The sequence below is a fragment of the Allopseudospirillum japonicum genome (assembly GCF_900108915.1).
Taxonomy (GTDB): Bacteria; Pseudomonadota; Gammaproteobacteria; order Pseudomonadales; family Halomonadaceae; genus Pseudospirillum; species Pseudospirillum japonicum.
Genome location: NZ_FNYH01000015.1, coordinates 1 through 21,888, shown reverse-complemented (window position 1 = coordinate 21,888; position 21,888 = coordinate 1). Strand labels below are relative to the sequence as shown.

At 44.9% G+C, this 21,888-nt stretch carries 18 protein-coding genes; 12 read left to right on the top strand and 6 right to left on the bottom strand.

The window, feature by feature from the left end:
• Positions 1 to 168 precede the first annotated feature (168 nt).
• From BMX05_RS11305 to BMX05_RS12920, 4 genes are all read left to right on the top strand, one after another.
• Positions 169 to 1,209, top strand: a complete 1,041-nt coding sequence (locus BMX05_RS11305) for a hypothetical protein (RefSeq protein ID WP_093311983.1) — start codon at positions 169 to 171, stop codon at positions 1,207 to 1,209.
• A 99-nt stretch (positions 1,210 to 1,308) separates the two neighbouring features.
• A complete protein-coding gene (locus tag BMX05_RS11300; RefSeq protein ID WP_093311981.1) occupies positions 1,309 to 2,313 on the top strand; it encodes a cytochrome-c peroxidase in 1,005 nt (334 codons plus the stop codon).
• Between the two features lie 284 nt (positions 2,314 to 2,597).
• Complete coding sequence (locus BMX05_RS11295) at positions 2,598 to 4,238, top strand: sensor domain-containing diguanylate cyclase (RefSeq protein WP_093311978.1); 1,641 nt, start codon at positions 2,598 to 2,600, stop codon at positions 4,236 to 4,238.
• Between the two features lie 77 nt (positions 4,239 to 4,315).
• Positions 4,316 to 4,531 carry a helix-turn-helix domain-containing protein gene (locus BMX05_RS12920; protein ID WP_395855402.1) on the top strand — a complete coding sequence of 72 codons (216 nt, stop codon included), beginning with the start codon at positions 4,316 to 4,318 and terminating at the stop codon, positions 4,529 to 4,531.
• On the opposite strand, the gene BMX05_RS11285 is transcribed toward BMX05_RS12920, so the two are convergent.
• The 3 genes from BMX05_RS11285 to BMX05_RS11275 all read right to left on the bottom strand — a co-directional run bounded on the left by BMX05_RS11285 (position 4,520) and on the right by BMX05_RS11275 (position 7,245).
• Positions 4,520 to 5,182, bottom strand: a complete 663-nt coding sequence (locus BMX05_RS11285) for a metallophosphatase domain-containing protein (RefSeq protein ID WP_177166894.1) — start codon at positions 5,180 to 5,182, stop codon at positions 4,520 to 4,522. The two genes, BMX05_RS12920 and BMX05_RS11285, sit on opposite strands and share 12 nt — an antisense overlap.
• A gap of 100 nt (positions 5,183 to 5,282) precedes the next feature.
• Complete coding sequence (locus BMX05_RS11280) at positions 5,283 to 6,566, bottom strand: TRAP transporter large permease (protein WP_093311974.1); 1,284 nt, start codon at positions 6,564 to 6,566, stop codon at positions 5,283 to 5,285.
• Between the two features lie 55 nt (positions 6,567 to 6,621).
• Positions 6,622 to 7,245 carry a TRAP transporter small permease gene (locus tag BMX05_RS11275; protein ID WP_093311972.1) on the bottom strand — a complete coding sequence of 208 codons (624 nt, stop codon included), beginning with the start codon at positions 7,243 to 7,245 and terminating at the stop codon, positions 6,622 to 6,624.
• A gap of 212 nt (positions 7,246 to 7,457) precedes the next feature.
• On the opposite strand from BMX05_RS11275, the gene BMX05_RS11270 reads away from it, so the two are divergent.
• Entirely contained in the window at positions 7,458 to 8,492 is a 1,035-nt protein-coding gene (locus tag BMX05_RS11270; protein ID WP_093311970.1) for a TRAP transporter substrate-binding protein, read from the top strand.
• Positions 8,493 to 8,707: 215 nt separating this feature from the next.
• Positions 8,708 to 9,715: a 2-hydroxyacid dehydrogenase gene (locus tag BMX05_RS11265; RefSeq protein WP_093311969.1), complete on the top strand. Its 1,008-nt coding sequence runs from the start codon at positions 8,708 to 8,710 to the stop codon at positions 9,713 to 9,715.
• 48 nt (positions 9,716 to 9,763) lie between these two features.
• On the opposite strand, the gene BMX05_RS11260 is transcribed toward BMX05_RS11265, so the two are convergent.
• A complete protein-coding gene (locus BMX05_RS11260; RefSeq protein WP_143051969.1) occupies positions 9,764 to 9,961 on the bottom strand; it encodes a PA3496 family putative envelope integrity protein in 198 nt (65 codons plus the stop codon).
• A 327-nt stretch (positions 9,962 to 10,288) separates the two neighbouring features.
• On the opposite strand from BMX05_RS11260, the gene hexR reads away from it, so the two are divergent.
• Entirely contained in the window at positions 10,289 to 11,149 is an 861-nt protein-coding gene (gene hexR, locus BMX05_RS11255) for a transcriptional regulator HexR (RefSeq protein ID WP_093312070.1), read from the top strand.
• Between the two features lie 5 nt (positions 11,150 to 11,154).
• Here hexR and BMX05_RS11250 read toward each other — a convergent pair whose 3' ends face one another.
• Together BMX05_RS11250 and BMX05_RS11245 are read right to left on the bottom strand one after the other, a co-directional pair.
• The gene (locus tag BMX05_RS11250; protein WP_093311964.1) at positions 11,155 to 12,141 is read right to left on the bottom strand and encodes a hypothetical protein; all 987 of its coding nucleotides are present in this window, start codon (positions 12,139 to 12,141) and stop codon (positions 11,155 to 11,157) included.
• A gap of 1 nt (position 12,142) precedes the next feature.
• The gene (locus tag BMX05_RS11245) at positions 12,143 to 13,969 is read right to left on the bottom strand and encodes an alpha/beta fold hydrolase (protein WP_093311962.1); all 1,827 of its coding nucleotides are present in this window, start codon (positions 13,967 to 13,969) and stop codon (positions 12,143 to 12,145) included.
• Between the two features lie 329 nt (positions 13,970 to 14,298).
• Here BMX05_RS11245 and clpB point away from each other — a divergent pair, with 329 nt between their 5' ends.
• The 5 genes from clpB to pssA all read left to right on the top strand — a co-directional run bounded on the left by clpB (position 14,299) and on the right by pssA (position 21,797).
• Positions 14,299 to 16,797: an ATP-dependent chaperone ClpB gene (gene clpB, locus BMX05_RS11240; RefSeq protein ID WP_093312067.1), complete on the top strand. Its 2,499-nt coding sequence runs from the start codon at positions 14,299 to 14,301 to the stop codon at positions 16,795 to 16,797.
• Between the two features lie 635 nt (positions 16,798 to 17,432).
• Positions 17,433 to 19,160 (top strand): acetolactate synthase 3 large subunit, encoded by a 1,728-nt coding sequence (locus BMX05_RS11235; RefSeq protein ID WP_093311960.1) that lies wholly within the window; start codon positions 17,433 to 17,435, stop codon positions 19,158 to 19,160.
• A 2-nt stretch (positions 19,161 to 19,162) separates the two neighbouring features.
• Positions 19,163 to 19,654: an acetolactate synthase small subunit gene (gene ilvN / locus BMX05_RS11230; RefSeq protein WP_093311957.1), complete on the top strand. Its 492-nt coding sequence runs from the start codon at positions 19,163 to 19,165 to the stop codon at positions 19,652 to 19,654.
• A 103-nt stretch (positions 19,655 to 19,757) separates the two neighbouring features.
• Positions 19,758 to 20,774 (top strand): ketol-acid reductoisomerase, encoded by a 1,017-nt coding sequence (gene ilvC / locus BMX05_RS11225; RefSeq protein WP_093311955.1) that lies wholly within the window; start codon positions 19,758 to 19,760, stop codon positions 20,772 to 20,774.
• A 159-nt stretch (positions 20,775 to 20,933) separates the two neighbouring features.
• Complete coding sequence (pssA, locus tag BMX05_RS11220; protein ID WP_093311953.1) at positions 20,934 to 21,797, top strand: CDP-diacylglycerol--serine O-phosphatidyltransferase; 864 nt, start codon at positions 20,934 to 20,936, stop codon at positions 21,795 to 21,797.
• Positions 21,798 to 21,888: the final 91 nt, after the last annotated feature.

The following is a 21,888-nucleotide window of genomic DNA, read 5'->3' as shown; positions in this document are numbered from 1 at the left end:
GTAGTTGTCAGCCTGTAGCTAAAGTTTTGTGTCTATAATAACGATATAGGGTGAAAACCTGTAAGCTTGCGACATTTGAGGTCGTTTAAAGTAGAGAAATTGAGGATATCTTTCCTCAAACCGATAGATAGAAAGACATAAAAGCGCAGTATATGGGCGGGGACAGGTATGTTTTTGAAGCACGCAAAAAAAGCACTTGTTGCACTGACAACTAAGTCAAGCTTCCATGTAAGCAACCCCTTATGGTTCCAACTTACTGCATACACTGATGTGCTCGCATTTAACTGTCCGGCTGCTTTGTTACAAACCCAATATCAGTATCAGCAAGCTGGTTATCCCTACAAAATACAAGACAACTTCTTTTCACCTCCTGCGTCTTTGATACTGGATGTGCAAGAAACGGCCTTTGTCGAGCCGCCTTCATCTCGGTCATTAACAATAAAGACAAAGAGCACATCACAGTCGATCACCACGACGAAAAAAACTTGGCGTAAGGCGACGCCCGCGCTGCGTGTGGCTTTGCGTAGTGCCAATGAACAAGATTATGTGGATGATCCTAGTTTAGTGGCTATTTTAGATTCCAGACGCAAACACACCCTAGAAGCTAAACAAACACAGACAACTTGGTGGGACAGCTTCGCCTATATCTACTTGCATACTTCTGTGAACTTGAATACTCAAATGAAAATGTGCGCACATCAAAGTGTGAGCGCTTATCGAGCAGCTTATTCTTCCTTGGTAGAAGAATTCACCCGTGGACAAAAAGCAGCGAATCAAAACCAATATGCTGAACACTTATTGGCAGGTTATTTGCGCGTTGCTATTGAGCAAACGAGTGAACATTTTGGTGACTGTCTTTTTTTACAGGCTAGTGCCAATATTAAATTAGATGAGGCCGGACATATTTTTTATCGTGGTCTTTTATTAGGCAGTTATCAAGGCGGACAAGGTGGACAGGCTCTTGAAATCGAGTTCAATGCACGTGTGAATCAAATGATGGCGCAAAATGTGATCCAAAGTATTTATTTTCATAATAGCTTGGGGTTGCAAGAGCAAGCACCACGACGTATTCGTTTATGTTTGCAAGGGGCACGCCTGACCAATCAAGACTTACATTTGTGTATCCAGCATCCAACAGATGAGCCTTTAGCTTTAGCGCAAAATGCCTCTGTGCTCAAGTCTTTTTGGCGTCGTGGCCAAGAGGTATAAATAAAAGTTTTACAGGGCATAAGACTTGATCTAGATCACGAGAATACCTGTATCTTTAGCACATAATTATAAACGATTAGCCTAAATGAGGGGTTGCCCATGTCGATCAAGTTTCAGCTCAAAGCGTCTGTATTAGCCGTGGCTTTAGCCAGTTTACCTTGGATGTCTGCACAAGCCGCAGATGAGCCAATCCAGCCTATCGAACCTGTCAAAGAAATTAATCTTGCGTTGTCTGAATTGGGCAAAAAATTATATTTTGATCCACGTTTATCGCGCTCTGGTTTTATTTCTTGTAACTCCTGTCATAACTTGAGTATGGGAGGCACAGATAATCTGCAAACTTCTATTGGCGATAAATGGCAGCAAGGACCGATTAATTCACCGACAGTGTTAAATTCTAGTATGAATTTGGCCCAGTTTTGGGATGGACGTGCAGCCGATTTAAAAGAACAAGCTGGTGGTCCCATTGCTAATCCTGGTGAAATGGCTTTCACTCATACTTTAGCTGTCGATACTTTATCTTCTATCCCTGGTTACCGGCGTGAGTTTCGTTTGGTTTTTGGTGAAGATGGCGTAAACATTGATAAGATTACCAGTGCGATTGCAGAATTTGAGAAAACTTTAGTGACACCAAATTCACGTTTTGATCACTGGTTGCTAGGTGATCAAGATGCCCTTACTGCGACGGAGAAAGCAGGTTACGAGTTATTCAAAAATAGTGGCTGTGCCGCTTGCCATAATGGTCCTGCTGTTGGTGGCAACTCCTTCCAAAAAATGGGTTTGGTGCAGCCCTATCAAACGGATAATCCGGCGGAAGGCTTAAGCGCTGTCACCGGTAAAGATGCAGACCGTTTTATGTTTAAAGTGCCAACTTTGCGTAATGTTGAGCTAACCTATCCTTACTTCCATGATGGTGCAGCGCAAACATTGACAGAAGCTGTCGATATTATGGGGCGTTTGCAGTTGGGTCGTAAATATTCTGCAGAAGAAAACGCACAAATTGTTGCCTTCTTAAAAACCCTGACGGGGGATCAGCCACAATTTATGTTACCTATTTTACCTCCTTCAGTTGATGAAACACCTGTGCCACGCCCATTTGATTAATTTAAGTTAAATTAATCTGTAATAAAAAGCCCCTGTATCAGCAGGGGCTTTTTTAATGGCTAATTTTAACTTCTTGTAATCTATTTTTGAGGTCTATGTATTTATTAAACTATTAAGTAAGCTAGCGTGAAAAAGCCAACGTTTTGACACACTGAAAAACTTGCAAGCCTACCTGAGTAGGAAATAATAAAGTAAATAAGTAACTAAAAGGCATAAAACCTTTTGTGCTTGTTTGATGTCTTGATTAAGGCATTATTTTTTACTTTTATTACAAGGATGTCTGCGTGAATTTCCTACGTTTGGGATTATGGCTTAGCTTATTGATTCTCAGCGGGCCCATCCAGGCAAATCAAGGGATACGTGTTCTTTTGCCCAGCGCAGAGGCACATTTTCGATTTGCAGGTGTGTATGCTGCCTATAAATTAGGTTGGTACCAGAAGGCACATTTGCAGGTAGAATTAATCCATCAAGCCGATGTCCATCCAGTGCAAGAAGTTGTCGCAGCGCGTGTTGACTTTTCTTTTATGGATACTCGTTTGCTTTGGTATCGTCTGCATAATAAACCTGTCGTCGCTTTGGCTAGTATTTTCCAGCGTTCTCCTTATATTTTGCTAGGTTTGCAGCATGCAGAAAAAGATCTTGCACTGCGTTTACAACAGGGACACAGTTTGCCATTAGCAACAGATTTGTATCCACTAGAGTTGGCGCTTATTTTGCGTCAAGCCAATTTATTACAAACGCTTAGATTAGAAAAGTTACAAGCGACATACCAGCCTTTATCCACACCTGGTTGGCAAGCTTTAATTAGTCAACAAACTCAGGTGATTTCTGCATGGATTAGTGATGCTCCTTACCGTTTATTACAACATGATGCACAAGCGCAAATTTGGCAGCCTCCAGCATTGGATACCCCCTTGTACGCGGATACCCTATTTACAAGTGAACGCTTTCTACAACGCAGCCCACAAGCGGTGCAAGCATTTCGTGAAGTGACTTTACAAGGATGGCGTTATGCTGTAGCAAACCCTGAGCAAGTGATTGACTGGCTGCTGCAAGATGCGCCTTTTTTGGTGCAAAGATCACGTGAACATTTGCGCTATGAAGCACAGCATTTAATTCCCTTGATGCAATTGGGTTGGCATGAGGTGGGGGAAACGCAAGCGAAATATTGGGCACAGATCGCACGCGAATATCAAAGTTTGGGCTGGATACAAGATAAAAATTTGCAAGCTTTACAGGGCTTTGTTTTTAGCCAGCAAACAGATGTAGAGCAACAAATTTGGGTGCGTTTACGCCCTTGGATTTTTGCATCTGCTCTTGGTGGCTTTTTGCTATTGCTTTTGTTGTTATATGTGCTGCAAGCGAATTACCGTTTGCGCTGTGAAATGCGTCGTCGCCGTGATGTCGAAGAAGCGTTGCGTCAGCAAGCACAAAGTGACAGTTTAACGGGCATTTATAACCGAGGCTTTTTTTTGGAGCGTTGTCGCCATCAACTGCAAGCTTGGCGTGAACAAGCACCGAAAGATAGGTTGGGTGTCCTTGTGATGGTGGATTTAGACCACTTTAAGGCGATTAATGATCAATATGGACATCCGGTGGGTGATGAGGTGATTAAAAAGGTCGCCCATCAATTGCAACACGCTTTACAGCCGCCTGAACTGGTTGGGCGTTTGGGTGGAGAAGAGTTTGGACTTTTGCTTTCGGTGAAAAACTTAGATGAGGCTGTACGTTGGTTACATGCACAACAGTATCAATTAAAAACAGATCCGCTTCAGCTTGAGGGGCAGTCCATCACGATTAGTTTTAGTGCCGGTATGGTGGCAGTGCAAGCGCAAAGCTTGGCAAATTTATTAAAATCAGCAGATGATGCTTTGTATCAAGCAAAGCGGCATGGACGCGATCGAGTGGAAATTTTTAGTGGTTAGCAAAAACCGCGTAAACCCTCCCCCAATCAGGCGGGGATATCAGCGGATGACTGCGAAGCCGTCATGGGTTGCTGCTCATGAATAATACGGGCATGATCAAAGCTACGAAAGTACGTATCTACCCAACACCTGAACAGGCGGAATTTCTCAGCCGCCAGTTCGGTGCGATGCGGTTCGTGTACAACAAGGCTTTGCATATCATCAGCTCACAATACAAACGCCACGGCCTGAAACTCAAAGCCAAGAAAGACCTTAAGCCACTGCTCGCGGTGGCGAAAACGTCACGTATCTAAATACCATTGCAAGACAATCGGTGGGTTCAAGCCTTCTTCCCCCCAGCGACAGCTGCTTGCATTGATACTATAGCGCTCGGCCCCTTGTGCTTGTACGCCATAACTTTCGTGAATATGACCGTGAATATGCCATTTAAGATGAGGTAAGTGTGTCAGACGCTCACTTAATGCCTCGCAGCCTGCATGTGTGCCATTTAAAGTGGTGTCTAAACAAGCAAATGCTGGCCCATGAGTAATCAGAACTTGGGTCTCTGTGGGAATTGCTGCCCAACAAGGGCGCATGGCCTCACCACGTGGGCGCATAAAAGCGTAATTAAAAAATTTGGGTGTCCAAGGTGCGCCCCAAAAATGAATACCTTCTAACGTAATACCAGAATCTTGTAAATAATGGGCGACATTTTGCAGGCAGCTTTGTGCTTCGTCTGGAGTTTGTTCAAAAGCGAGATCATGATTGCCAGCGACAACAATTTTATGTTGATGTGGGCAGCTTGCCAACCAATCAGCAAAGTCTTGTACTTCTTCAAGTGTTCCTTGTAAGCAAAAATCTCCTGCATGAATCAAAATATCTGCGTTGGGAAGGGCAAGTTTTCGATGCAGCCCGTGGGTATCACTGATCATGACACAATTGAATGCCTTTCTGGCCTGTTGCATCTTCATTTACCCCGCAAGTCTTTTATTGTTATTAAGGCACTTATGCTAGCACGTCAGCAAAAAGCGCACCAAGTCTACTTACTTGGTACGCATTTGAGGGTTAACGCATGGCTAATTCTGGTAAGAAGAGTGCAATCTGCGGAAAGAAAATCAGCAGTAAGGTCGCAAGTAACAAAATAGCAATGAAAGGTGGCGTGCCTCGGATGACTTCTAAATAAGGCCGCCGGAAAATAGCGACCGCAGTAAAAATATCACAGCCAAACGGTGGTGTTGCTGAGCCTATGGCCGCTTGCAAAGTTACTAGGGTACCGACTAAAACGGGATCAATCCCAGCAGCATCAATCACAGGTGCAAAAATCGGGGTGAGAATTAAAATCACCACAATAGGGTCAACAAACATGCAGCCAATAAAATAGGCAATCGAAAGCAATACCAAAAGTTTCCAGGGCGTAGCAACGAGAGAAGCCACCCAATCCCCTAGCAAATACTCAGGCAAGCGGGCAAAGGAAATCATCCAGGAAAAGGCTGAGCCTGCAGCGACTAATAAGAAAACGACTGCGGTAATCAAGCCAGTAGATAAGGCAATTTCTGCTAAATCTCCCCATTTGACTGCCCGAAAAATCAGCATTTCTAAAATAAGTGCGTACGCTACGGAAATGCTCGCTGCCTCTGTTGGGCTAAACAATCCTGAGTAAATTCCGCCAATAATAATGACCGGAAATCCCATAGGTAAGATAGCGGATTTTAAGGCTTGCCCACGTGCTTGCCAGTTGGCTTTGGGTAATACAGGGATCCCTTGCTTCCAAGACAAAACATAAGCATATGCAGAAAACAGTGCCAGAATCAGGAGCCCCGGCCCAATACCTGCAATAAAAAGCTCGCCAACGGAGGTCTTCGAGACGACACCATAAATAATCATGCCGATTGAAGGCGGAATCAGGAGTGCAATATCACTTGCATTAATGATTAGGGCAATAGTGAAGCGGTCTGAGTAGCCAGCTTCTAACATGCGTGGGCGTAAAGGTTTACCCATAGCCACCACGGTCGCTTGCGTGGAACCAGATACAGCACCAAACAAAGTACAGGCTAGGGCGGTGGTAATGGGTAAACCGCCGCGTACATGGCCAACCAAGGCGGAGACAAAATCAAGTAAACGCTGTGATGTTTGCCCCTTAATCATAATATCCGCGGCAAGGATAAACATGGGGACTGCTGTGAGGACAACAGGTTCTAAGCCGCCAATCATCTGCTGTACGAGAATAGAAGGCTGTAAAAAGTCATATTGGGTTAACAACAAAAATAATGCCCCTGCAATCAAAGGCACCAGCATAGGAAAACCTGCTAGCAAAAGCACCAGCATTAATATCAACATCACCCAAAGCATAGGGCGTTTTTCTCCTTAATTATGGTCCATCACGAAGCTGGTAAATAAACCTGCTTTAGGGCGTGTGATATTCATCTTTTACATCCCAGGCTAAATAGTTATCTGTACTGATGAGGTTACGGATGCCAGCAAGCAAATATTGGATACCCCCTAAGACAAACCCGAGAGGCACCAAGGCATACACCCAAGTCAAAGGTAAACGCAACGCTGGGGTGACTCGCCCAGAATCTGCAATATTTAGTAGGTATTGCAATGCAAAATAGGCTAAGGCAAATAAAAGCGCACTACTGATAAAAGACACCAGTACAAGTAAGTATTTACGTGCTTGATGTGGTAGGAGATCGTGAATTGCAGACACACGAATATGACGTGCATGACGCACACCATACCCAAGGCCAATAAAGGTAATGAGCACCATAAGAATTTGGGCGGCTTCTTCAGCAAAAGCGAGACTGAAGTTCAAATTGCGGCCGATCACATTGGCAATACTGACGCCAGCCATTAGCCAGACACCAACAATCAGTAAGGCGCGCTCACTTTTTTCAAGTACTTGATCTAACTGAGAAAGAATAGAAAAAAGGCCGCTCGATGAAGTGGGGGTCTCAGGGCGATCTCTGGTTTGTGTCTGTGTGGAAGACGTAAACGAGGAAAGTTTTTCGGATTCAGCTCGGACGTTCATCAGGGGGACTCCTGTATTCCTGAATCTGGGTACCTCACCAAAGATGGACTTAGGTCAGGGTGTGAGTGTTTTATTATAATTTTAAATACTCATTTTTATCAAAAATAAAAATTTTATGTTATTTTCTAGTGGTGCTTTCGGCATCTTTAGCAAGATTTGCCGAAAAAAACTGGGCTAAATATCAAGATAGCGCATGGAATTGAGGATAAAAAATGCTAAAAAAATCAAAGAAATGGATGCTGGCTGCGGGTTTGGCTGCTTTGATGCCTTTCAATGCCTTGGCTGCGGATTACACTTGGCGTTTCGCACTGGAAGAAATTCAAGGCAGTGTACAAGATGCCTATGCGCAAGAATTTAAACGCCGCGTCGAAGAACGTTCTCAAGGGCGTGTTGAGGTGCAAGTGTATCCTTATGGCGCTTTGGGGACTTCTGCACAGCTGACAGAATTGGTGCAGAATCAGGCCATTCAGTTTGCTTTTGCCTCACCAGGTCACTTGGGTGCAGTTATTCCTGAGGTTCAGGTATTTTCGCTGCACTTTATCTTCTCTGATAACAATGCGGTGAATAAAAGTGTCCTTGCAAACAGCCAAGCGATTAATCAGCTGTTAGCACAAGCCTATGCAGAGAAAAACCTAGAATTATTAAGTATCGTACCGGAAGGCTGGATGGTGTGGACTGGCGACCGTGCTTTAAATACGCCAGAAGCTTTTAAAGACTTTAAAATTCGCACTATGACCTCGCCTTTATTGGTAGAAGCTTATCGTGCTTACGGGGCCAATCCGACGCCTATGCCTTATTCTGAGGTGTATTCTGGTTTACAGCTCAAGCAAATTGATGGACAAGTTAATCCAATTTTTGCCATTGAAGAGATGAGTTTTTATGAAGTGCAAAGCCATATGACTTTTGCACGCCAAGCGCAGTTTGTGACTTCTTTGGTTGCGAACAAAACTTTTTTTGATGGTCTGCCAGAAGATCTACAAAAAATTGTTAAGCAAGTACGCACCGAGCTAGTTGACCACATTTATGATGTGCAGCACGACTTTAATCAAAGTCGTTTGCAAAAAATTAAAGAAAACTCTGATATTAAAATGGTAGAGTTAACTGAAGCAGAGCGTGAGGCTTTCCGCAAGGCAAGCTTAGATGTGCGTCAGACTTACGTTGAGCAGGCCGGTCAACGTGGTCAAGAAGTGCTCAATACGTTGTTAGCTGAGATCAAAGCAGCAGAGACAAAAGCCGCCGCACGCTAAGCAAGGATTGAGTAATCCAACTCATAGGATGGTTTGCTGAAATCTTTAGCATGGGCTGTACATGACAAAGCAGGCTCGCCTTAGACAAGGCGAGCTTTTTTGTGTGATCTGCGTCAAGGTAGAATACACGCTTTCATCTACTGTTTTATAAGATATATTTACAAGTTGTTTTATTTGAGCTGCCAAGGATGTTAATCAACGTGAGAGAGGATCGCATGCGCATTAGTTTTTTTAGCGCTCATCCCTATGATGAAGCCAGTTTCCAAGCAGCAAATCATTATCAATATGAGCTGATTTTTTTTAATGATACGCCTTTAAATCCAGCAACAGCCAGCATGGCTGCGGGTAGTGATGCTATCTGTGCTTTTGTAAATGATCACTTGGATTATGAGTGTCTTAATCGCCTAAAAAATAAAGGCGTTAAGTGGATTGCCTTACGATGTGCAGGTTTTAATAATGTTGATCTTGCAGCTGCGCGTGCATTAAATATGCCTGTTGTGAGTGTCCCTACCTACACACCAGAAGCCGTAGCTGAACATACTTTAGCCTTAATTTTGACGTTAAACCGGCAAACACATAGAGCTTTTAACCGCGTGCGTGAAAATAACTTTTCCTTAAATGGATTGCTAGGTTTTAACCTTCACGGACGTACAGTCGGCCTGATTGGTACTGGGCAGATTGGTTTAGCAAGTGCACGGATTTTAAAGGGGTTTGGCTGTCATTTGCTTGGATATGATCCTTGCCCTCATCATGAGTTTTTAGAGCTAGGCGGCCAGTATGTTGACTTATCAACAGTCTATCAAAACTCAGATATCATTAGTCTGCATTGCCCATTAACCCCAGAAAACTATCATATGATTAATGTGGACGCGCTCACACAGATGAAAGATGGGGTTATGCTGATTAATACAAGCCGAGGGGCTTTAATTGATACCACTGCTGTGATTGCTGCACTCAAGTCGCGCAAGTTGGGTTATCTTGGTTTGGATGTGTACGAGCAAGAAGCACAATTGTTTTTTCATGATTTATCAGAAGAAATTATTACTGACGATGAATTTCAACGCCTACTTACTTTCCCCAATGTCTTGATCACAGGGCACCAAGGCTTTTTTACACAGGAAGCCTTGAAAGATATTGCGCAGACTACCTTGGAAAATTTATTCCGCCTTAGTCAGGATTTACCCTGTGATAATGAGCTGACGCACTTGCTGGGCGAGCCATAGCGGCTCGCGTTTTTGACAAGATACGAAGTAAAAGAGCCTTGGGTCGATTTAGAAATCTCGTTCCCAAGGCTCAATAATTTCTGCTTGTAGCTGTTTGTTTTCCATATGTTTTTCTATCTCACGTCGCGCTTTGAGGCGGCGCTCTGCCTGTTGTTTTTTGCGTTGTTCTTGTTCTTCCACCTCAATATGCATGAAGATGTTAAACAGCTCGGCTTTAACCGTTTCGAGATGCTGGGAGTGACGCATGGTAAATTCCTCCTGCACGCCTTGGATAAGGTCTTTATCTAGTACGGCCAGGGCTTGCACCAAGATTTAGATCGCTTAACACATCGAGCACTAGAGTGCAGCCCTTAGCTTGTTAGTATGCAGTAAAGCGAGTTCGGCTTACAAGACAATGACGCTTTGTTGCCAGTCTTGTGACAACTCTTAGAGAGACATTGAATCTTCTCAGTTCCCACTTTGAACGCACCGTCTCGGATAAAACTTGGGTATACTGTCGCAAGTTGCATGCCTACTAAGATGAGTTAGCAGGTGTGTGAAGATAAATTTTTGCCGGTTAGTGAGCAAATTAGCGTGAGCATCAATATTTTGGAAATGCTACAGCAATCGATGGACACTTTTCGTCGCTCAGAACAAAAAGTGGGCCAATATGTGTTAAAGCACCCTGATGAAGTGATCCATATGCGTATTGTGGATTTAGCAACAGAAGCCAAGGTGAGCGAGCCGACGGTGGTGCGTTTTTGTCGCGCTTTAGGGTGTGATGGGTTTCAAGATTTTAAGTTAAAGCTAGCGCAGTTACAGGCTAGTGGTCCGCGTTTTGCACAATTTTCCATGAATGCGGATGATTCTGTGGCAGATTTTACCCAGAATATTTTTGATTCAACCGTGAGCACTTTGCTGAATATTCGTGATCGTCTGAATGCAGAAGCCGTACAGCAAGCCATTGTGGCGCTAGCCAATGCCAACCGAGTGGAATTTTATGGTTTTGGTGCTTCAGGGGCCGTCGCGATTGATGCACAACATAAATTTTTTCGGTTGCAAATTTCGACAGCAGCCTATTCAGATCCGCATATGCAAAACATGTCTGCGGTGACTTTAAGACATACAGATGTGGTCGTGGCGATTTCACAAACTGGACGGACAAAATCTTTATTACAAAGTGTGCAACTGGCGCGTGAGGCGGGGGCGCAAGTGATAGGCTTGTGCCCAAGTGGTTCGCCTTTAGCGCACTTGGTTACCTTGCCTTTGTATATTGACGTGTCTGAAGACACAGAAATTTATACACCTATGACCTCAAGAATTGCGCACTTAGTGGTGATCGATGTTTTAGCTGTCGGTGTAGCCAAGCGCCGAGGTCCGAAACTTGCAGAGCATTTACAAATTGTAAAACGTAGCTTGCAAGGCTTACGGATGCCAGATCAAAAAGCGCCTTAAAAGACTCAAGTCTCTGGTGTTTCTTTCGTTGGTGCTGGATTGGTGTCTACTGCAGGTTGGCTTTGGGGCTGTACAAGATGAAAGCCCATACCCACTGCTAGATCACAAGCCTGGGTACTTTGCACACGAGCCCAAGCGGTACGCTCGCCAATTTGCTCACTGACTTGTGCATATTGACATTGAGGATCCAGCCAATCCCCTTCACGCGCATATAAACGCACGCGTGTTTGGGGCTTGATTTTGTGCAGATCACCTCGGTCCAACAAAACCCAAGTAGCAAAAGCAGTTTGATCTGCGGAGGCATTTAAACGACTGGCTTCCAGCGCTTGCGTGCGAATACGTGCCACCTTACCTGATAAGGGCCACCACTGACGTGTTAAAGCGGGAAACTGATCTAATGCCTGATTAAAGGCTTCTCGTATCATCGCTTGGCGTTCATAGCCTTCCAGCATACAGTAGCGCCCAATGGGGCGCTCTATTTGATTTTCTGCAAACAAACGAGTCTGGGACTTGAGTGCGGTCCCTTCTAGTAAATGCAGTTCTAAAGCAACTTGGGTGTTGTAAATACATTTACCTTCGATATGAGAACTTTGGCCATCGCCATGGAATATGGTTTTAGGTGCTTGAATTTCTTTATCAATTTTAACCTGTTGCCAACTCACATTTAATCGCGTGTTGGCATCGGCTTGTGCTTGCCCAAAAGGTGTTTTCCAAGCATAAGCACGCCCACTGTGATTGATCATCAAAGGTAGGCGTTCACGTAAAATTTGATCCAGCTGCCCTTGTTGCGCAAGCTCGGGGACTTCGTCAGCAAAGCGAACATCGACCACTCGGTAATCAACAGGAGAAAAAGACAAGCTAGGCGCGCTGATTGGTTGCGCGTCGGTTAACTTCTCGTGCTCATTTGATTGATCGGGCGCACTTTCTTTGCTTGCACAAGCGCTAAGTAAACTGGTAGCAAAAGCACAGATCACAAGGGCAGGCCAATTCACATCAGAGATCCTTTGTCTGAGGTTCACAAGTTTCATCATTTTCTAGAAAGGCTAAAACCTGCTGCATATATTCAGCAAGCAAGGTTTTGCTGACCACGAAAATGTGACCAATATTACGCTCAATCGTACGATTTAAACCACCGCGCGTACATTGTAAATTGCCTTCGTGGGTGCGGCCCCAACGCTCGCTAGCAACACAAGAACCCACAGGTGCAATGGGATCACGTTGGCCGCGATAATCAAAGAGGGCAACTTGATGACGTGTTAAAGCTTCCATGTCAACAGGTTGGCCGTCAAGTTCGGCAATCTCTGAAGACAGCTTATATTCGCCCGTCCAAATTTGATTATGCAAAAAGATTTTATCGATCCATTCGCGATGGGCGCGTGTGCCAAAACTCGTGCCGTGGTGTAGCCAATAGAGGAAGGGTGCAGCATCATTGATGGCATTTGGGAAAGCGGCCCGAGCATAAAAGCCTTTTGCGACTGTGTAACTTACCCCAGGTTGAATCATATGCATCCCCGCTTCAATCACTTGGGGGGGGACGTTAGAGTGACCAAAGAAAAACTCGATCAATTTTGGATCATAATGCTCCCGGATCACATCACGCATAGGTTTGTGGCCGCTAAGCTCATCATCGAACTTAATCGGCGTTGACATTAGGGCAAGCTTTTTGATGTCGAGTGTTTGTCCGCGTGCCTCAAATTCTTGCGCACGACGTGCTAAGTAGGGCAGAAAAAGAGTGCCCCCCATACAATAGGCCATCACTTCAAGGGGTTGCTTGGGGTGACGTGCTTTGATTAGGTCTAAGTAAGCATCGTGTACTTCCTTGCCATAAAAATCTAACCCCAACTCGGCTTGGCTGCTGGTTGGATTGCCATAGTCGACCATATAAACATCATAGCCTTGGCGAATCAGGCCTTCGATAACAGATTTACCGGGTGCAAGATCAAAAATCTCACAACGGTTGATCATAGGACTGGCTAGGTAGATAGTTTTGTTATTTTTATGAATACCGCGCGGTCGTTTGTAGTGGCGTAAACGCACGGAATAAAGTTCTGATTGGGGCACGATTTCATAATCACAGGCACCCAATTTGGCATAGGGGGATTCGTTCACAAAACGGCGAATATCAAAGGCATAGTGTTGGTGCAAACTGATCAAACGCTGAGCGCAGGCCTCTAAATAGTCTGCATCTGTGTCTTTGGGGTCGCCAAGATCGTCAAATTTACGAAAGGGCTGGTGCTTAGCTTCTTGCAAGGTGCTTTGACCTATGACTTGCAATAGGCTAAAGAGTAATTCTTTCAACGCTTCTAAGCGGGTCAAGCCATAACTATGATATTGCAGCTCCAGCCATTGGAGTTCTGCTAAAGTTGCTAAAAGACGCCATTGACCTTCAGGTTGCTGTAACAAGGCTTGGCAACGTTTACGTGAAAACTGGCCTTCAACGATTAACCAATCACACATATCATAAAGCAGCTGAGCATAACGTGCTTCGATACGCTCATTATCTTGCATCGCCAAATCTGGGTCTTGTCCACGTTCTACCGCATGCTCAGCTGCAATCACCAAGGGTTTTAGCATGTGGTCCATGCTCGCTTGGAAAACCTGCAACATAGGCAAGTGTTGACCTAGGGTTTGCATGCCATCACGTAGGCTAAATAAATTCTTTAGCCATAACCCATTGAACTCACTGAGCCAGTGGCGCGTATTTTTGCGTTGTGTCGGATTATCCGCCGAGGTAATCAGCAACATATTAGCGAGCTGATCAATACGTAACGGCGGGAAACTCAAGGGCCAGCCGGTCATAAAAGGGGCGGTTAGACTCATAGAATGCCTCGTGCGTTGCGCAAAAATGGATCAGAAAAAGAAATCGACTGCTGACAAGGATAGCAAACTTAACTTATTGAAAAATTATATTTATCTATAAATTTGCTGAAAATCTGTTTATGTGGATCTTTTGTCTCTTGCTTGAAGTTTTATATCTTGCCCTTATTAAGGTTGACAAGCTTGTTGGTAGGTAAGCATGCACCCTATTAACACCCTCTATTAATGAAGGCTTTTTGAGTCAGGCGCCCAAGCGTATCGATACTGAAAAGACTCTGCGAGCCTTTACTTTTGCATACTTTGTATCTTATTTCCTGTTTTTTGGGGGCTTTATGCGTATCGATCGTTTAACCAGTAAATTGCAAGCCGCCTTAGCCGATGCGCAATCACTGGCCGTAGGACATGATCACAACCGATTAGAACCAACTCACCTCTTGTTAGCCTTGTTAGACCAAGAAGGCAGCAGCTTGGGGCCTTTAGTGGCACAAACCGGTGGTGATTTAAGACGCCTGCGGTCCGCGCTAGATGAGCACTTGCAATCTTTGCCCAAGTTACAACGCCATGATGGCAATGTGCAAATGTCACCTGAGTTAGCACGTTTATTGAATCTTGCTGACCGTGAAGCACAGCAAAGAGGTGATCAGTATATTTCCAGTGAGTTAGTCTTGCTGGCTGCCTGTAGTCTGCAAGGCGATATCGGCAAAATCTTGCAAGGAGCGCATGTGGATCAGCTTGCTTTGCAGCAAGCCATTACACAGCTACGTGCCGGTAACTCAGTACAAGATGCCAATGCAGAAGAACATCGCCAAGCTTTAAACCGTTTTACCATAGATTTAACTCTAAGAGCTGCAGAAGGCAAATTAGATCCTGTGATTGGTCGTGATGATGAAATTCGTCGGACTATCCAAGTGCTACAAAGACGCACAAAAAACAACCCTGTATTAATTGGGGAACCAGGGGTGGGTAAAACTGCGATTGTGGAAGGTTTAGCACAACGCATTGTCAATGGTGAAGTGCCCGAAGGCTTGAAAGACAAACAAGTGTTAGCCTTAGATATGGGGGCTTTAATTGCGGGGGCTAAATACCGTGGTGAATTTGAAGAACGCCTGAAATCTGTACTCAATGAGTTAGGTAAGCAAGAAGGGCGTATCATTTTATTTATTGATGAAATGCATACCATGGTGGGGGCTGGAAAAAGTGATGGTGCTATGGATGCAGGGAATATGCTCAAGCCTGCACTTGCGCGTGGGGAGCTACACTGTGTGGGCGCAACCACTTTGGATGAGTATCGCCAATATATTGAAAAAGATGCTGCTTTAGAACGTCGTTTCCAGAAAGTGCTTGTAGAAGAACCCAATGAAGAAGATGCGATTGCGATTTTGCGTGGCTTAAAAGAACGTTACGAAGTTCACCACGGTGTTGAGATTACCGATAGTGCTTTGATTGCAGCTGCTAAGTTATCGCAACGTTATATTAGTGATCGTCAACTACCGGATAAAGCGATTGATTTGGTGGATGAGGCAGCTTCTCGTATCCGTATGGAAATGGATTCCAAACCAGAAAGTATGGATAAATTAGAGCGGCGTTTAATTCAGCTCAAAATTGAAGCCGAGGCGATGAAAAAAGAGCAGGATGCTAATGCAAAAAAACGTTTACAGATTTTGAAAACCCAGATTAATGAATTAGAAAAAGAACTAGCCGATTTAGATGAAGTATGGCGCAGTGAAAAAGCCAGTGTACAAGGCTCGCAGCAAATTAAACAACAGCTAGAGCAAGCACGGATTGATCTAGAAGCGGCACGCAGGCGCGGCGATTTAGCAAAAATGTCAGAAATTCAATATGGCATTATTCCTGATCTAGAACGCAGTTTGCAAATGGCCGATCAACTCGAAAAAAGCGAACATAAATTACTGCGTAATCGAGTCACTGAAGAAGAAATTGCTGAGGTCGTGTCTCACTGGACGGGTATTCCAGTCAGTCGCATGCTGGAATCCGAACGTGGCAAACTATTGCGTATGGAAGATGCTTTGCATGAGCGGGTTGTGGGTCAAGATGAAGCCGTGATTGCTGTTGCTCATGCTGTGCGGCGTGCACGTGCAGGGTTGTCTGATCCGCAGCGCCCTAATGGTTCCTTCTTGTTTTTAGGACCCACTGGGGTCGGTAAAACAGAGTTATGCAAAGCCTTAGCTAAGTTTTTATTTGATACTGAAGACGCTATGGTGCGGGTGGATATGTCCGAGTTTATGGAGAAACACTCGGTGGCCCGTTTGATTGGTGCGCCTCCTGGCTATGTGGGTTATGAAGAAGGGGGCTATTTAACTGAGTTGGTGCGCCGCAAACCCTATTCTGTCGTCTTGCTAGATGAGATTGAAAAAGCACATCCTGATGTATTCAATATTTTGTTGCAAGTCTTGGAAGATGGGCGTTTAACCGATGGGCAAGGGCGAACGGTCGATTTCCGCAATACTGTGATTGTGATGACATCGAATCTGGGGTCTGAGTTGATTCAAAATTTCAATCAGGATACGGAATATGCGCAGATGAAAACAGCCGTGATGGAAGTGGTTGCACAGCATTTTCGTCCTGAACTGCTTAACCGAATTGATGAAGTGGTGGTGTTTCATGCGCTCAAACGTTTGCATCTAGATCGCATTGCCCAGATTCAATTACAAGGTCTGCAAGCACGCTTGCAAGAGCAGGAGATGCAACTGGAGCTGACACCTGCTTGTTTGCACCTGCTGGCGGAGCAGGGTTTTGATCCTGTGTATGGTGCACGTCCTTTATTCAAGGTGAAGAGATTCAGTTTCGCAAACGTACCTAATCCTAGGTAAACCAACACACCTAGATGCCTGCGGCTTTTGCTATACGTTGAATACCCTAGTTAATGTGTATAGAATAATGGCCGCATCGTCTAGGTGTGATAGATATCTTGCTGTTTTGTTAGCGCAAGACTGAGTAAAACTAGGTATCGAACGGGCATAGTATTTTGGGTGATCCCTAATAGACTATGCGATGAGGAAAGTTGATAAGGTAAACGCGGTCGAAGTGAGTGTGCTCCCCTGAAAAGTGGAATACCCAAGGACCAAAAGTGCTGAGGTTAGCTCATTCGCCTTGTGATTATCGCTTAACTCGCCAGTCAAGGACCTTCCAGACTTCGGGCTATCCGCCCCATCTGGCTCACGCCCCATTACGCACGACCCCGTGTGCGCAAGAGTGCAGAACCCAACAGGTTCTATCAGCTGCCAAGGCAGGCGTGTTATGAACATCAGCCTGATTAGGAACTTACCTAATTGGGTTATTTTCTGTTAGTGAGTCTGTGGTGAGGTGTAACTCTGCAGATCTGGAATGCAAATGGCTGCTCGCAGATCTCACTGGGGTTGCACAAAGACCACATTATTGGAAAATGAAGATGCTAATTGTTAACAGGCATCTTTTGCACTCGAATCGTTTTAGGGGGTTCACGAAAGTGGAATTACTTTCCGGCGCCGATATGATAGCCCGATTTTTGCAAGATGAGGGCGTTGAATACATTTATGGTTATCCCGGTGGTTCGGCATTACATATTTATGATGCCTTATTTCGCCAAGATAAAGTCAAACATATCCTAGTGCGCCACGAACAGGCCGCTGCTCACATGGCAGACGGTTATGCGCGCGCTTCAGGAAAACCGGGCGTTGTCTTAGTGACTTCAGGCCCAGGTGCGACCAATACCATTACAGGGATTGCCACCGCCTATATGGATTCCATCCCTATGGTGGTCTTGTGTGGTCAGGTGATGAGTCACCTTATCGGTGAAGATGCTTTCCAGGAAACCGATATGATTGGCGTTTCTCGCCCGATTGTAAAACACAGTTTCAGCATCAAGCACCCAAGCGAAATTCCTGAAGTACTCAAAAAAGCTTTTTATATTGCCACTACTGGGCGTCCTGGCCCTGTTGTTGTCGATATTCCTAAGGATATGACAGCGCCAACAGAGCGTTATGAATATCTCTATCCTAAAAAAGTGAAGTTGCGTTCTTACAATCCTGTTACCCGTGGGCACTCAGGACAAATCAAAAAAGCCGTTGATATGCTGATGAAGGCCAAACGCCCCATTTTATTTGGTGGTGGTGGCTTAATCCTCGGTGGTGCAAGTGCTGAATTTACGCAACTGGCCAAAACCTTAAATATTCCGGTAACCACCTCCTTAATGGGAATCGGTGCTTTCCCGCAAACAGATGAACAGTCCCTAGGCTGGTTGGGCATGCATGGTAGTTTTGAAGCCAACCAAGCGATGCACCACAGCGATTTAGTCGTTTGTGTGGGGGCGCGTTTTGATGATCGTGCCACCAATAACACAGCAAAATTCTGTCCAACGGCCAAAATTGTTCATGTTGATGTGGATCCTTCCACGATAGGTAAAACCATCCGCGTGGATGTACCGATTGTTGGGCCAGCAGACAGTGTGTTGCGCGAGATGAATGAATTAGTCGCGCAGAGTAAGCAGCGTCCAGATACAGAAGCTTTAGCCGTTTGGTGGAAGCAAATTAATGATTGGAAAGCCTCACGCCAAGGACGTTTGTACGAAGCGGCCCAAGGTGAGCAAGCCTTAAAACCTCAGCAAGTGGTGGAAGCTGTGTGGGAAGCTACTTCCGGTGAAGCTTATGTCGTCACGGATGTAGGGCAACACCAGATGTTTGCTGCACAGTACTATAAGTTTGACAAGCCAAATCGCTGGATCACCTCAGGTGGTTTAGGCACTATGGGCTTTGGTTTTCCTGCTGCGATGGGGATTAAGCTCAATTATCCAGAAGATGAAGTCGTCCTGATTACTGGAGAAGGTAGTTTCCAGATGTTGCTACAGGAGCTTTCTACCTGTAAGCAATACGATATTCCGGTGAAAATCATCAACCTCAATAACCAATCTTTGGGGATGGTACGCCAATGGCAGGACTTGAATTATAAATCGCGTCATGCGCAATCTTACATGGAATCTTTGCCAGATTTCCAAAAGTTGGTGGAAGCTTACGGACACGAAGCAATGCGTGTTGATCGTTTAGATGAGCTTAAACCTGCCTTAGAGAAAGCCTTTGCGATGAAGGATAAATTGGTGTTCTTGGATGTGTATGTAGATCCGTTCGAGCACGTCTATCCAATGCAGATCCCACAAGGATCCATGCGTGATATGTTGTTGAGCAAAACGGAGCGGACCTAATCATGCGACACATCATTTCTATCCTGATGGAGAATGAACCGGGTGCTTTGTCACGGGTGGTTGGTTTATTTTCCCAGCGTAACTTTAATATTGAGACTTTAAATGTTGCTCCAACAGAAGATCCGACCTTGTCGCGCTTAACAGTGACGACGATAGGTGATGATCGTGTGATTGAACAAATTACGAAGCAGCTCAATAAGTTGATTGACGTTGTTAAGCTGGTCGATTTGACAGAAGGTCAGCACATCGAGCGTGAGCTGATGATGATTAAGGTCAAAGCGGTAGGCGCACAACGTGCTGAAATTAAACGCACCACAGATATTTTCCGTGGCCAAATCGTTGATGTAACCCCAAGCGTCTTTACAGTACAGTTGACCGGCTCTAGTGATAAGCTCAACGGCTTTATCCAGGCTTTGGGTAATAATACGATTTTGGAAGTCGTGCGTACGGGTGTTTCAGGTATTGCGCGTGGTGAAAAAGTCCTCAGCCTTTAAGGCGTCGGCAGGCTTAGATGAGCGCACCTGGTTTGACTAGGTGCAATGTCCAGTGATTCGGGTGCTTAAGGCAAGCATCCAAACACTTTCAATAGGTGTGTTAATGCAAGTTTATTACGATAAAGATTGTGATCTCTCCATCATCCAAGGCATGAAAGTTGCTGTCATTGGTTACGGTTCGCAAGGCCATGCACATGCATGTAACTTGCAAGATTCAGGTGTTGATGTCACTGTAGGTTTGCGTGCAGGTTCTTCCTCTCGTGCCAAAGCGCAAGCGCATGGTTTGAAAGTCGCTGATGTTGCAGAAGCCGTTGCTGCTGCGGATTTAGTGATGATTTTGACGCCTGACGAATTCCAAGGTCAGCTCTATAAAGCAGAAATCGAGCCTAATATTAAGCAAGGTGCGACCTTAGCTTTTGCACATGGTTTCTCGATTCATTACAACCAAATCGAGCCGCGCAAAGATCTTGATGTCATCATGATTGCCCCTAAAGCGCCAGGCCATACTGTACGTTCTGAGTTTGTGAAAGGCGGCGGTATTCCTGATTTGATCGCTATTTTCCAAGATGCGTCAGGTAAAGCAAAAGATGTTGCCCTATCTTATGCTTCAGGCGTTGGTGGTGGTCGTACTGGCATTATTGAAACGACCTTCAAAGATGAAACCGAAACAGATCTTTTCGGTGAGCAAGCTGTACTTTGTGGTGGTGCGGTTGAGTTGGTAAAAGCTGGTTTCGAAACTCTGACAGAAGCGGGTTATGCACCTGAAATGGCTTACTTCGAGTGTCTGCATGAGTTAAAACTCATTGTTGACCTCATGTATGAAGGTGGCATTGCTAACATGAACTATTCCATCTCTAACAATGCAGAGTATGGTGAATACGTGACTGGCCCTGAAGTCATTAATGAGCAATCTCGCCAAGCAATGCGCAATGCACTTAAGCGTATCCAAGACGGTGAATACGCGAAAATGTTTATTGCAGAAGGTCAAAGTAACTATCCATCCATGACAGCACGTCGTCGCAATAATGCTGCACACCCGATCGAGCAAGTGGGTGAGCAACTGCGTGCTATGATGCCTTGGATTTCGGCTAATAAACTGGTCGATAAGAGCAAAAACTAAGCGTTACTTGTTTTTGAATTTTATAAAAGCGTGCCTGAGTTCAAGGTACGCTTTTTTTATGCACGTAAATCAGCGGGTGAAGCCATCCATAAGCGGTGTACAATAGTTAAGGAAGAGAAAAGATTAATTTTTTTGAGTTGCTATTTTCTGAGGTAAGGTATGCAAGCATCGACACCAGAGCCAACATCTTCATCTAAAACAGCTTCGTCTACAGCATGTGCACAAGATGAGCAGGAAAAATCTACGGATACTTCCTTACTGGCTGAAGATGATGTGATTGAAGAGACGCTTGAAGGCGGACGTAAGGTTCGTCGTCGTGGTATTTATTTGCTCCCAAATCTACTCACCACCTCAGCATTATTTTCTGGATTTTATGCGATTGTTGCCGCCATGCATGGTGAATTTGCGAATGCAGCTGCAGCCATTTTTGTCGCCATGGTATTTGATGGTCTTGATGGGCGTGTGGCACGTTTGACCAATACGCAAAGTGCTTTTGGTGAACAATATGATAGCCTAGCGGATATGGTGTCTTTTGGTGTGGCACCTGCTTTAGTAGCGTTTAGCTGGATTCTTGGTGATCTGGGCAAAACCGGTTGGGTTGCCGCATTTGTATATGTCGCAGGTGCTGCCTTAAGGTTAGCACGTTTTAATGTGCAAATTGGTGCTGTAGATAAGCGTTGGTTTATTGGCCTACCAAGCCCAGCGGCAGCAGCCTTGATTGCAGGTATGGTGTGGACCCTCAATGATTTTGACCTCAATGCGTTAGCTTTTAAAATGCTAGCTGTGCTTACTGTGGCAGGTGCTGGTTTGCTGATGGTCAGTGGTATACGTTATTACAGTTTCAAGGATCTAGACTTGAAAGGCCGTGTTCCTTTTGTCATGTTGTTGGCAATTGTATTGGCTTTTGTGATTGTTTCTTTGAGCCCAGCGACTGTTTTGCTTTTATTCTTTTTTGGTTATGCGTTATCTGGCCCTGCGCGTTTGATTTGGCGCTGGCGTCAACATCAAAAAAAATCTGCCTAAACCCCTTGCATTCTGTTTTGATCTGCGTATAATTCGCCTCCGCTGCTTAGGACGAGACCATTAGGTGCGTCTAGGTAGCGGAAGTCTTTCC